Origin of the sequence: Methylomonas koyamae (genome assembly GCF_006483455.1) — a bacterium.
GTDB classification, from domain to species: Bacteria; Pseudomonadota; Gammaproteobacteria; order Methylococcales; family Methylomonadaceae; genus Methylomonas; species Methylomonas koyamae_B.
In genome coordinates this window covers 118996-132600 of the sequence record NZ_PPPU01000007.1, presented here as the reverse complement: position 1 = coordinate 132600, position 13605 = coordinate 118996, and the positions used below count along the sequence as shown (strand labels likewise).

7 protein-coding genes are annotated in these 13605 nt (G+C 55.2%); 6 read left to right on the top strand and 1 reads right to left on the bottom strand.

Features of this window, described 5'->3' with window-relative positions:
* Positions 1–6: 6 nt before the first annotated feature.
* Entirely contained in the window at positions 7–642 is a 636-nt protein-coding gene (locus tag C2U68_RS04365; RefSeq protein ID WP_222101863.1) for a formylglycine-generating enzyme family protein, read from the bottom strand.
* A gap of 491 nt (positions 643–1133) precedes the next feature.
* Between C2U68_RS04365 and C2U68_RS04360 the strand changes: the two genes are divergently transcribed.
* The 6 genes from C2U68_RS04360 to C2U68_RS04335 all read left to right on the top strand — a co-directional run bounded on the left by C2U68_RS04360 (position 1134) and on the right by C2U68_RS04335 (position 13604).
* Positions 1134–3116, top strand: a complete 1983-nt coding sequence (locus tag C2U68_RS04360) for a TonB-dependent receptor plug domain-containing protein (RefSeq protein ID WP_140911284.1) — start codon at positions 1134–1136, stop codon at positions 3114–3116.
* 10 nt (positions 3117–3126) lie between these two features.
* Positions 3127–5208 carry a TonB-dependent receptor plug domain-containing protein gene (locus C2U68_RS04355; protein WP_260839214.1) on the top strand — a complete coding sequence of 694 codons (2082 nt, stop codon included), beginning with the start codon at positions 3127–3129 and terminating at the stop codon, positions 5206–5208.
* A 104-nt stretch (positions 5209–5312) separates the two neighbouring features.
* On the top strand, positions 5313–5840 hold the full coding sequence (locus C2U68_RS04350) for a YfiR family protein (RefSeq protein WP_260839213.1): 528 nt from the start codon (positions 5313–5315) through the stop codon (positions 5838–5840).
* 19 nt (positions 5841–5859) lie between these two features.
* Positions 5860–8619, top strand: coding sequence for a response regulator (locus C2U68_RS04345; RefSeq protein ID WP_140911283.1), 2760 nt, complete (start codon positions 5860–5862; stop codon positions 8617–8619).
* Complete coding sequence (locus C2U68_RS04340; RefSeq protein ID WP_140911282.1) at positions 8620–10767, top strand: EAL domain-containing protein; 2148 nt, start codon at positions 8620–8622, stop codon at positions 10765–10767.
* The gene (locus C2U68_RS04335; protein WP_140911281.1) at positions 10764–13604 is read left to right on the top strand and encodes an EAL domain-containing protein; all 2841 of its coding nucleotides are present in this window, start codon (positions 10764–10766) and stop codon (positions 13602–13604) included. Before C2U68_RS04340 ends, C2U68_RS04335 begins: the two co-directional genes overlap by 4 nt.
* Position 13605: the final 1 nt, after the last annotated feature.

Here is a 13605-nt window from a genome sequence, read left to right as displayed (position 1 = left end):
AAGGGCTCAGCTTGATTGACCCGGCTCCGCCGCCGGCCTGAGCTCAGCATGACCTAGGGCAAGACGGAAACCGATGCCGTCGCCGCGATAATTGGGCCGGTAGTGGCCGCGGACGGCGGAGCGCAAATCCCCGCCGCCGCCGTACCACGAGCCGCCGCGCAACACGCGGGCGCCGCCCGTGTCTGCGTCCGCCTGTGTCAGCGGATCGACCACCGCTGCCGTACCGAGGTCTGTTTGCCACACATCCTGACACCATTCCCACACATTGCCGTGCATTTCGTAAAAACCCCACGGGTTGGCCGGCAGCGATTTTACCGGCACAGTCTTTTCACGATACAGGCCTTTTTCGCCGTCAGCATACGGATAGTTGCCATCGTAGTTGACCTGCTTCGGCGTGATATTAGCCCCAAATGAAAACGGTGTGGTCGTGCCGGCCCGGCAGGCATATTCCCATTGTGCTTCGTTGGGCAATTGCGCCGTCAAGCCGGGAATCAGCTGATTCAACTTTTCGATGAAGCGTTGAACATCAGCCCAACTGACTTGCTCGACCGGATGTTCCAGGCTGTCCTCAAAGCCGCTGGGATTGTCGCCGCCCATCACGGCCAGCCAGAAGGCCCTGGAGCCGGGAGCGTTTCGCGGCAACGGACGCCGACAGCGTAGCGCCGATTACCCACCCCATTTACGGTCAGCACTGGCTGCAACTAAACCTGTGGAACGATAAGTTATATTTTTCCGGCAGCGAAACAGCCGTCGACCAGGGCGGTTATCTTGAAGGCGCTTTAATTGCGGCAGATCGGGTTTATGCGGGACTCCACAATCCCGGTACATAAATACACTCGCAGCCCACCCAAACCGAATTTCGTGCCGCTCGATAAAACTCTAGGTCTTGGCGCAGACAGCCAAGCTAAACACAATTTTTTAGTACTATTTGGAATCGAATGTGAAAATCTGCGGTAGGTTGCACGGTTTGGCGGGAAACCGTTCGCCAAAAACTCGAAATCTGGCAATCTAATCGCATTTTGAGTATCTGCTAACCCTTACACAATTGAGCTTCAACTACTGTTACCCAAATTGATATCCCGCTAGCAGACACTCGAGTCAATGAATTCACCCAGAATCGATCTGTATACTCAATGCGTAAACTGATTGCGGCGTCATTCTTCGCCTCGACGGCCTTCGCCAATGAAGCGACCCGTGAAGATTTCACCAATCTGTCGATCGAAGAATTATTGAAACTTGACATCATCAGTGCGTCGCGTCTTGGCGAAAAAACCAGTCAGGCTCCCACGTCAATTTCGATCTTGACCGCAAAAGACATTCGCACCTTCGGCTGGCGCACCCTCGCGGAAGCGTTAAACAGTCTGCGCGGGCTGTTCACCAGTAACGACCGCAACTACAGTTTTCTTGGTGCGCGCGGTTTCATGCGTAGCGGCGACTACAATTCGCGGATTTTGCTGATGATCGACGGCCAGCGAATGAACGAAAACATCTACGACGGCGGCTACATCGCGCAGGAGTTCATGCTGGACCTGGACTTGGTGGACCACATCGAATATGTGCCGGGTTCGGGTTCTTCTATCTATGGCGCCAATGCGTTTTTGGGCATGATCAACGTCGTCACCAAAAAAGGCCAGGCGGTCAACGGCGCGCAATTGGCCGGGGAAATCGGCACTTTCGAAACCTACAAGGGCCGAGTCAGTTACGGCAAGACGCTGGACAACGGTGCCGACTTGCTGTTTTCGGCGTCGCATTTCGATAGCGCCGGTGTGGAAAACTTGTATTTTCCGGGATTTGATGCCCCCGAGACCAACTATGGTGTCGCCCACAACATGGATGACGAACGCTCCGACCGCTTGTTCGGTAAGTTCACCTTCGAAGAATTCACGTTGAGCGGCGGTTATGTCAATCGTTTTAAACGGGTACCGACCGCATCATTCGATGCCGTATTCAACGACCAGCAATACTTCACCGAGGACAAACAATTTTTCACCAATCTCAAATACGAAAAAAACTTCAGCGACACCAGCAAGCTACAAGTTAAAGGCTTTTACCAAGGCTACGGTTACCATGCCGATCAGGCTTATCTGGTCGACGGAACACGGGTCATCAACCACGATTTCGCCAGCGGCCGCTGGTGGGGCGGCGAAGCGCAATTGACCTTTTCGCCGATCGACGGCCACCACGTCATCATGGGGTTGGAATACCAATACGACCAGCGTCAGTCCCTGGTTAATCACGACATTGACCCTTACTTCTCCTACGTCCAAAGCCGGCGTAGCGGCCACCGGCTGGAAGCTTATCTGCAGGACGATATCCAGATCCTGGACGATCTGATTTTCAGCGCCGGCGCCCGCCTCGACTACCACCATATGCTGAACAGTATGCAGGCCAACCCGCGGCTCGGCTTGATTTGGAGCCCTTTGGATAACACCCAGTTTAAACTGCTGTACAGCTCGACCTTTCGGGCACCCAACTCCTGGGAACGCGACTACAATGCGTTTGGGTTCGTCGCCAACCCCGACATGCGCGAAGAGCAGATCAAAAGCTACGAAGCCGTCGCCGAATGGCGCGGCAACAGCGGGTTGCGGCTGCTAAGTTCGGTGTTTTACAACGATATCTCTCAATTGCTGCAGGGCCGTCCAGTCACAGACGACATCAACGGCGATTATTCGGTGCAAAATTACGGTCGCTACCACGCTTACGGCATCGAGTTGGAAGCGGAAAAACGTTGGAACAATGGCCGGTTGCTAAAAGCCTCATATACCTACAATCTACTGACTAACGAGAATCTGCACGGCACTTGGGCCGCCTACTCGCCGCAAAACCTGTTTAAATTGCATTACGCCGAATCCTTTTTTAACGACAATCTAACGCTGGGGATCGAAAACATCTTCATCGACCGGCGCAAACTGGATTATGCCGGCAGCTTTGCCGACGCTTACAATCTGGTGAACGTCAACCTGAGTTCGGATAAAATCATCCGAGGCCTGGACACCTCTTTCGGCATCTATAATCTGTTCGATATTCACCCGCAAATGCCGGGGGTCAGCGACCAAGTAGACATCATCCGCATGAACGGCAGGGAGCTTCGTTTGAAATTCCAATTGACTTTCTGAGCTCCCGACCATGTTAAGTAAGGCATACCACCCCTTGACTCCGGCGACGTTGGCCCTGGTAATGGCCTGGTCGGCCGCCACTCAGTTCGCCGAAGCGGCCAATCAATCCCCGGACGACGAAAATCTGCCGGATTTGACAGCGCTGAGCGTCGAGCAGTTGTTGAATCTGGACGTGACGTCTGTGATGAAAACGTCGACCGACCTCAGCCATGTGCCGGCAGCGATTTACGTGCTGAGCAACGAAGACATCCGCCGCAGCGGGGCCGCTACGATTCCCGAAGCGTTGCGGGTGGTCCCCGGCTTGAATGTAGCCAAAGTCGACGGCAACAAATGGGCGGTTTCGGTGCGCGGCTTCAATACCCAGTTTGCCAATAAATTGCTGGTGCTGGTAGACGGCCGCAGTGTTTACAACCCGCTGTTCTCCGGCGTCTGGTGGGACCAGCAGGACGTGATGATGGAGGACATTGAGCGCATTGAAGTAATTCGCGGTCCCGGCGCCAGCCTATGGGGAGCCAACGCGGTAAACGGCGTAATCAATATCATCACCAAAACCGCAAACAACACCCAAGGCGCTTTATTGAGCGGCCAAGTCGGCACTCAGCGCTACGGCGGCGGCGTCCGTTACGGCGTCGATTTGGGCGACGAGGCCTATTTAAAAGTCTACGCCCGCCACTCGGATTACGGCGACTCCAGAACCCGGGAATCGTCTCGTCAGGCCGGCGACGAAGGCGATATGAGCAAAGTCGGCTTTCGCTACGACAAAGCCTTCGATATTGCCAATAAGCTGAGTATCCAGGGAGACGCATTTATCGGCGACAGTAATGGCGCACCGGTTGAGTTTCCGGCCTTAACGGCCAATCTGACGCCGGTGATGGCACCACCCTACTCCCAACTACTACCTGCCAACCAACAATTCTCCGGCCACTATTTGCAAGGCCGCTGGGAACACCACCAGGGCACCGACTCCACTACCGTCGTGCGGATGTATTGGGACCGGCACAGCCGAAAATCGCCGTTTCTGAACTCTCAATACCAGATCGATAGTTTCGATATCGACTTTCAGCACAACTATAAACTGGACGATCGCCACCTGCTGTTGTGGGGGACCGGTTTGCGCTTCAACCTCAATGACTTTGAAAACAGTCCGCAAATTTCGATGAGCGCACCGCAACGGACTGATCGAATTTATAGTTTCTTTGCGCAAGACGAAATCAGTCTGGTCCCGGACCGCTGGCGTTTGACATTGGGCGGCAAAGTCGAACACAACCCGGTCACCGATTTCGAAGTTCAGCCCAACGCCCGTCTGTTATGGACGCCGGACGACCGCAATTCTTTCTGGGCCTCGGTATCGCGTTCGGTCAGAACACCGAACTGGGTGGAACAAAATATCTCGTACAGCCTGCATCTGCAGCCGCCGCAGCCCGGGTTGCCGGTACCCATGATCACCGGCTTGGTCGGTAATCCCGACCTTGAAGCCGAAAAAATGCTCGGCTTCGAACTGGGTTGGCGCGGCCAAATAACTTCGCAGCTCAGCGCCGACATCGCGCTTTACCATTACAAATACGACGACTTCACCAGTTATTCGATTAGTAACAGTTTCAAAATCGTGCCGCCGGCAAGTTACGTATTGGTGAGTACCGGCCTGAGCAATTTGGGCATTGCCGAAGTCTACGGCGGCGAGGTCAGTTTGGATTGGCAGGTTTCCGACAAGTGGAAACTAAAAGCCAACTACAGCCACGAGGAAGACCGCGTCCGTCCGGGCAACGGCGTGCCGGCCAGTGTCGTCGTCAGTGACCGTAGCAGCTATCCGGTGCACAAAGCCATGCTCTGGTCGATGTACGATATTACTCCGCAACTGAAACTGGATTTGAATTGGCGTTTCGTCAGTTCCACCGTCACCAATCGGAGCTTTACTCAAGGCTATCAGGATCTCGACGCACGCTTGGCTTGGGATCTGGGCTCCGGCTTGGAATTGGCGTTGGTCGGGCGCAATCTGCTCGACAGTTACCATTTCGAATACGGTTCCGATCTATTTTCCACCGCAACCGCCGTACAACGCGAGGTCTACGGCACCTTGCGCTGGCAATTTTAACCGGGACGGCGGACTCGATGAATTGGCACATCCGTCAAAAAACAGCTCGCAGCCCCCAAGCGGCCGTTCAATGCCGCCGTGCTCGCTGGCGCCGGAATTTGGCCATGTCGGCGCGCAGAGCCGGTGCGCTGCTGGTGCTGCCGCTGATATTCCTCCACAGCGCCTTTGCCGCAGAAACCGCCAACGAAGCCGCGGTAAAAGTCGCGTTTCTATACAACTTCTTCAAATTTATCGAATGGCCCGATGCCGCCAGCCAGAACAAATTCAATTTGTGCTTGGTAAGCCCGCACAACCTTGGCGACAATCTGTTGGCACTGGAAGGCAAAACCGTCAACGGCAAACCGTTGGCTGTCCTCCAAGATGTCGCGAGCAAAGATTTGAAAGCCTGCCATCTGGTATATATCGCCAAGTCGGCTGCCGGCGCCGGAGAGATTGCGCGGGATTTGAGGGGCGCGCCGGTGGTCACTGTCAGCGACAAACCGGGCTTTTTAGAACAGAACGGTACCATTGGGCTGGTTCAGGACGGTAACCGACTGAACTTCGAGGTAAACCTGGACAATGCCAATGCCGCCAACATCCGCATCAGCGCCCAATTGCTGAAACTCGCTAGAAATCTGAACCTGAACAAATGATTCTGGAGCCGATATCGTCATGATCCGGGATAAGCTGGTCGACTTGCCGATGACCTATAAACTGCAGCGTTTGCAGGCAGTTACCTTGGCGTTGGCGTTGGCATTGACCTTGGCGATCGTCAGCGTTACCCAGGTTTGGCAGGAAAAAAACGAAATGCTCAACGAAATCCGCTCGTTAGGCAAGATGATCGGATTCAGCGCCGGGGCCGCCCTATTGTTCGGCGATGCCAAAACCGGTTCCGACATACTCGCCACCTTACGCGGCAAACCGGAAATTCTGTCCGCGCAACTTTACGGCCGCGACGGCGAGATTTTCGCCCACTATCCGACACAGGCTTTACAGCACAGCTTTCCGCCGAATCTGTTAAAAGCCCAGGAACAACAGATCGGCCAAAGGATGCGGTTGCTGAATCTGATAACGCTGAACCCCTTGCCGGACGATAATGGGGAAGTGGTCGGCTACCTGAGGATAATGATCGATTTACGTCCGCTGTGGCGCTCGGTCGGCATCAACTTGGGGCAAATTCTGCTCTCGATGCTCGTCGCCTTTATGTTTGCCGCCTGGTTCGGCCGGCGTCTGGCCGCCTCCATCGCCGCACCGCTGACCCGATTGTCGCAACTGGCCAGACAGGTATCGGTCGATAACAATTACATGGTGCGGGCTCAAGGCGAAAGCCGGGACGAAATCGGCCAATTAGTCAAAAGCTTCAACCAAATGATCGAACGCATTCAACAACGCGACGCCGAGTTGGAAAACCAGCGCGGTTGCCTGGAGCGGGAAGTCGACCTGCGTACTGCCGACCTGCGCCAGGCCGTTATCGATGCGCAGGCCGCAAGTATCGCCAAATCCCAATTTCTGGCGACGATGAGCCATGAAATCCGCACGCCGATGAATGGCGTCCTGGGTATGACCGAACTATTGCTTGGTTCCGAATTGAAACCGACCCAGCGCCAATATGCAGAGACCGTGTTCAGCTCTGCGGATTCGCTGTTGACCATCATTAACGACATTCTGGATTTCTCCAAAATCGAGGCCGGCAAACTGGAACTGGAGGAAACCGATTTCAGCTTGAGCAATTTGGTCGACCAGCTCGGTGCCTTGTTCTTCGAGCGGGCCAGTAGCAAAAACATTCGGTTGTTGTGCGAAATCGACCCGGCAACGCCGAAAGAAGTCCGCGGCGACCCTTACCGTTTGCGGCAAATCCTGACCAATCTGTTGTCGAATGCCGTCAAGTTCACCGAGGCCGGCGAAGTCAAACTACAGGTTCGCAACCGGGAATCGACGCTGTGCACGTCGGGCAGCGGCCTGTGCCTGGAGTTCAAGATCAGCGATACTGGCATCGGCATGAATCCGGAGGCCTTATCCCGGTTGTTTCAGGCCTTCAGCCAAGCCGACGGCTCCACCACCCGCAAATACGGCGGCACCGGTTTGGGCCTGGTCATCAGCAAGGAGCTCTGCGAGTTGATGGGCGGCACGATCCGGGTGGAGAGCCAACCCCAGGTCGGCTCGGTTTTCAGCGTTTACTTGCCGTTGCGCGAAGCGCTGGCGCCGTTGCCGGTCAAAACTGCCGCGCAGGGCAATCTAACCGGAAAGCACGTGCTGGTCGTTGAAGACAACGCCACTAACGCCAGAATCCTGGAAAATCATCTGGCCGAATTCGGCATGCATTTCCGGGTTGCTAAAAACGGCGGCCACGCCCTGGAAATTTTGGATCAAAGAGCGCAATCCGGACAGAGTTTCGATGTTGCATTGCTGGATATGAGAATGGACGGCATCAGCGGTACCGAACTGGCTAGACGTATCCGCGCCGACGCTCGTTTTGCCGGGTTACGCATCGTGATTATTTCATCCAGTGCCGACGAAACCGAGATGGCCGAAATCCGCTGCTGCGGTTGCGACGTGCATTTACCGAAACCGGTTTACCGCCGTACCTTGCAAGATACCCTGTTGCGCTTGCTACCGGCGGACGTCGCGGTCGACGCCAAACCGGCTACGCCTGCTGCCAGCGTGCGTATCCTGCTGGCGGAAGATAATCCGGTGAACCAGAAAATCTGCAGCGCCATGCTGCGGCAATTGGGTTACACCCTGATTTGTGCCAGCAACGGCCAGGAAGTGTTGAACTTGTTCCAAACCGAACCGGCCGATTTAATCTTGATGGATTGCATGATGCCGGTCATGGACGGCTACACCGCGACCCAGCGGATCCGCGAACTGGAACGGACAAAGGCTATCAAGCGGACGCCGATTATCGCCCTGACCGCCAATGCGATGGAGGGCGACCGTGAAAAATGTCTGCGGGTCGGTATGGACGACTATTTGAGTAAACCGTTTTTGCAAAAAACCTTGCATGACAAAATCCGCGCGTTAATCGGCGACACCCGCCCGAACCTGGTTTCGGCGGTATCCGCCGCAGTTGCCGACATCATCGACCGCGGCCAACAGGCCGAATTCGATTCTGCTGAATTGCGCTCGCTACGCCAAATTGGTGGCGACCAATTAGTGGCTGAGGTGTTAAGGCTGTTTCGGGAAAATGCCGCGCAGCAAATCAGCGCGATCGCGTTTGCGATCGAGCATCAACAGAGTGCGGAGGTACGGCAAGCGGCGCATAGCCTGAAATCGACCGCGGCGAATATCGGGGCGAATCATCTGGCGGAATTGGCCCGCAATGTAGAACATGCCGCCCGCGATAACACGCTTGAGTTCGATAGTCGTATTGCCGAATCTTTGCAAACCGCCTATAAAACTATCGTGCAACAACTTCCCGCCACCGCTTCGTAGATGCAACGACCACACGCAACCAATCTGATCCTGGCCATCGACGATGACGACATGGTGCGTCTGATGTTACAGGATATCTTGCAGCGCGAAGGCTTCGACGTGGTCTGTGCCGGTAGCGGCCGGCAAGGGCTGGAGTTTTGTACCAGCCGGAAACCCGATCTGGTGCTGCTGGACGTGATGCTGCCCGATCTGAACGGCTTCGATTGCTTGCAAGCCATTCGCCAAATGCCGGGCAACGCGATATTGCCGATCGTGATGCTGACCGGCGTGGACGATCTGGAATCGGTGAACCACGCATTCGAATTGGGTGCCACCGATTTTATCGCCAAACCGATCAATTGGCCGACCTTGCCGCACCGGTTGCGCTATCTGCTACGCTCTGTAGCCACCATGTCGGCGTTGGCCAAGAGCGAGTCGGAATTACGCAAAGCGCAAAAAATTGCCCAACTCGGCAGTTGGGATTGGCAGGTTAGCAGCGACACACTGCAATGTTCGGATGAGATTTTCAATATTCTGGACATCGATCCGCCGCGTCATTCTTTCAAAATGCTGGATCTGCTCAACCGCGTGGACGCTTCGGAAGCCGCCAAATTGCAGCAGGCCATAGACTTGTGCCTGAAGAACAAGCTGAGTTTCCGCATCGAATTGCCGGTGACGCATCGCGACGGCAGCAGCCGGGTACTTCACATTCAGGGCGAACCAATTGTCGAGCACGATGCGGTGGAGCATATCCGCGGCGCGATTCAGGATATTACCGAACGACGCCACATCGAAGAGCGGGTGCGGTTTTTATCCTATTACGACCCATTGACCGGACTGCCCAACCGCACGCTATTCAAAGAAATTTTGGGCCAGGCCATGGCTGCTTGCGACCGTTACGGCACCGCGCTTTCGACCTTGTTCATCAGTATCGCCCGCTTCAAGCGCATCAATGAAACCTTGGGGCCTAAAATCGGCGACCACGTGCTGAAAATGTTCGCCGATCGCTTGGTCGCCGAAGTCAGGGAATGCGATTACGTCTCGGCCAATTCGGACGTCGATCTGGCGGATATGACGGTATCCCGGCTAGGCGGCAGCACGTTTACCGTTTTGTTGAACCGGGTACAAGACGCCCGCGACAGCGTCAAAGTCGCCAAGCGGATTTTTCATATCATGCAGCAATCGTTTCCGGTCGAGGCCACCGAGCTGTTTTTAGGCATCAATATCGGCATTGCCGTATACCCCGGCGATGGCATGGATGAAGATAGTTTCATCAAAAACGGCGAATTTGCAATGAACCACGCCGGCGAATACGGCCACAACAACTACCAGTTCTTCAGCAAATCGCTGAATGTCGCTGCCTTCCATAAACTGGCGATGGAAAACAGCCTGCGCCGAGCCATCGAACGCGACGAACTGGAACTGTATTACCAGGCAAAAATCGACATTCGTCGCCATCGGGTGGTCGGTTGCGAAGCCTTGATTCGTTGGCGCCACCCGGAATTGGGCTTGATCGGTCCGTCACAATTCATCCCGATCGCCGAAGATTCCGGTCTGATTGCACAGATCAGCAATTGGGTTCTGGAGAACGCCTGTCGTCAGGTGCTGAGTTGGCGACGGCAAGGCGCTTGCCCAGAATTGGTGATGTCCGTCAACGTCTCCGCCAACCAATTCCGCCAACGCGGATTCTGCGGCCATGTCCGCGAGGTATTGGCGCAAATCGGCCTGGAGCCGCGCTATTTGAAACTGGAATTGACCGAAACCATTCTGCTGCACAATGTCGAAGAGGCGTTGGTTACGCTACGCGAGTTGCAGGCTTTGGGTGTCAGGATCAGCATCGACGATTTCGGCACCGGCTATTCGTCGTTGTCCTACCTGAAAAAACTGCCGATATCGGAGTTGAAGGTGGACCACAGTTTCGTTCGCGACTTGCCGCACAACGAAGACGACATGGCGATTACCTCGGCGATTTTGGCACTGGCCGAGGCCTTGTCCTTGGAAGTGGTTGCCGAGGGCGTAGAAAACCAGGATCAGGCTAACTTTTTGCTGGACAATGGCTGCGACATCGTACAAGGGTTTCTGTTCCAGCGGCCGATGCCGGCTGCCGAATTCGCCGAGTTTGCCAGAGTGTTCGATAGCCAATCCGTCGTTGACCCGATTTCGCCGTGACCATCGATCCCAAAATTCTGATTGTCGACGACGACGCCATGGTCAGATTGTTGGTGGGCCAAGTATTACGCGCCAACCAGTACCAAACCGTGGAAGCCGAAAACGGGCGCGAAGGCTTGCGCTTGTTTTACCAGGAACAGCCGGATCTGGTGTTATTGGACGTGATGATGCCGGAACTGGATGGCTTCGCCTGTCTACGGCAAATCCGGTCGCTGCCGCAATGTAACACGCCTATCGTCATGATGACGGCTATCGAAGACACTCACGCGGTCAACGAAGCCTTCGAGCTGGGCGCCACCGATTTTATCGGCAAACCGGTGCAATGGCCTCTGTTGCCGCACCGGATCGAGTACGTATTGCGCGCCCATCGCACGACGCAAAACTTGTTGGAGCAGCAAAACCTGTTGCGACACAGCGAGCAGCGCTTCCGCGAGCTGGTCGAAAGTCTGAGTTCCGAATATTTTCTGTTCTCTTTGAATCCGCAAGGTGAGTTCAGTTACCTGGGGCCATCGGTAGAACAGATTCTCGGTTATCCGGCCGACCGGTTATTGGGCGATTGTTTTGCTTTGGCGACGGAAAATCCGCTCAACCAAGCTGCCCGCGCCCATACTCAAGCCTGTTTGAACGGTATCAAGCCGCCCAATTACGAGTTGGAATTGCGCTGCCGAAACGGCGGCAGCCGGTTGCTAAGCCTAAACGCCACCCCCATTTTCGACGACCAGGACCGGGTGATTGCAGTCAACGGCCTGGCCCACGATATCACCGAAATTCGTCGGACCCAACAAGCACTCAGCGATAGCGAAGAACGCCTGCGTTTGTCGATGCAGGCCGCCAAACTCGGCTTTTTTGACTTGAATCCGCAGACTGGCGCAACCGTTGTCAATCGCGAATATTCGGCAATGCTTGGTTACGAGGCGACCGCTTTTTCGCCCGATTTCGACGCCTGGGCCGAAAGGCTGCATCCCGACGACCGTCAGGCAACGCTGGAGCGCTATCGAGCCTATATCGGCGGCGCTCTCGGCGAGTACCGGCTCGAATATCGTGTGCGTTGCGCCGACGGCAGTTGGAAATGGATTCAGTCGATCGGCAGTATTGTCGAACGCGACGCCGACGGCCGACCGCTGCGAATGCTTGGCACCCACGCGGACATCACTGAGAGTAAAATCGCCGCCGAACGCTTGAAATTGCTCGCCAAGGTGTTTGAAAACAGCGGGGAAGCCATATTTTTATGCGCGCCGGACCTCACTATCGTCTCCAGCAACCAAGCCTACACCAATATTACCGGTTACCGGGCTGAGGAAGTGTTCGGCAAAAAGCCGGCGATGCTCGATTCCGAACACAACGACAGCGGCCATTTCCGCCGTATCCGCCAAGCATTGAAGGATAACGGCTATTGGCAAGGCGAAATATGGGACACCCGTAAAAATGGCGAACCCTATCCGGCCTGGCTCGGTATCTCGACAATAGGCGATACTTACGGTGCGGTCAGCCACTACATCGGCATTTTCTCGGACATCACGGCCCGCAAAGCCGCTGAAGCCCAGATTGAATATTTGGCCCGGCACGACCCGCTGACCAACCTGCCGAACCGGACTTTGCTGCGCGACCGTTTCGACCAAGCCATGGCTCATGCTTTACGCAATAACACGCTGGTTGGCCTGCTATTTCTGGACCTGGATCATTTCAAGAACATCAACGACACGATGGGTCACGACGTCGGCGACCGTCTGTTGCAGGGCATTGCCGAACGCCTGTGCCAATGCGTCCGCGAAGTGGATACGGTGTGCCGCCAAGGCGGGGACGAATTCATCATCATTCTGACCGACATTCCGGAGGTGGACACCATCGCCCAAATCTCGCTGAAAATTCTCGATCAGTTAAACCAGCCGTTTCAAATCGAGGGCATCACGGTGTGCACCTCATTCAGCATCGGTATCAGCCTCTATCCCAACGACGGTTTGAGTTTCCACGGCCTGTTGAACAAAGCCGACACCGCGATGTACGCGGCCAAAAACGAAGGCCGCAATACTTTCCGTTTCTTTTCCCACGACATGAACCTGGCCTCTATCGAGCGTATGAATATCGAGAACGGCCTGCGTGCGGCATTGAAACAAAACGAATTCCGCCTGCACTATCAGCCCCAATATTCGATTCGCGATAACAAAATCATCGGCGCCGAAGCCTTGTTGCGCTGGCAACCGGCCAGCGGCCCGATGATTCCGCCGGCCAAGTTCATTCCGATTGCGGAAGACAATGGCCTGATCGTACCGATCGGCGACTGGGTATTGCGGGAAGCCTGCCGGCAGAACCGGATTTGGCGTGATGCCGGTTACGAATTGTTAGTGACGGTGAATATTTCTGCGCTGCAATTCAAACGCGGTAATCTACTGGAATCGGTACGCTCCGCCTTAGCCGAGTCGGGCCTGGAGCCGGAATATTTGGAATTGGAACTGACCGAATCGGTGTTGATGTACGACACCGCGACGGTCATTCAGAATATTGCCGACCTGAGAGCACTGGGGGTCAGCTTTGCAATTGACGACTTCGGCACCGGCTATTCCTCGCTCAGTTATCTAAAGCGTTTCGCGGTCAACAAACTGAAGATCGATCAATCCTTCATCCAGGATTTAAACTCCGGCAAGGCCGAAGACGCGGCGATTGTCGAGGCCATCGTACAACTCGGAGACACGTTGGGCTTGTTGACGCTGGCCGAAGGCGTCGAGACTCAAGAACAAGCGGAACGTTTACACCAGCTCGGTTGCCATAAAGCCCAAGGTTTTTATTGGAATCAACCGTTGCCGCCGGACGAGTTCGGCGCCCTGTTCGACGCCGACTAAG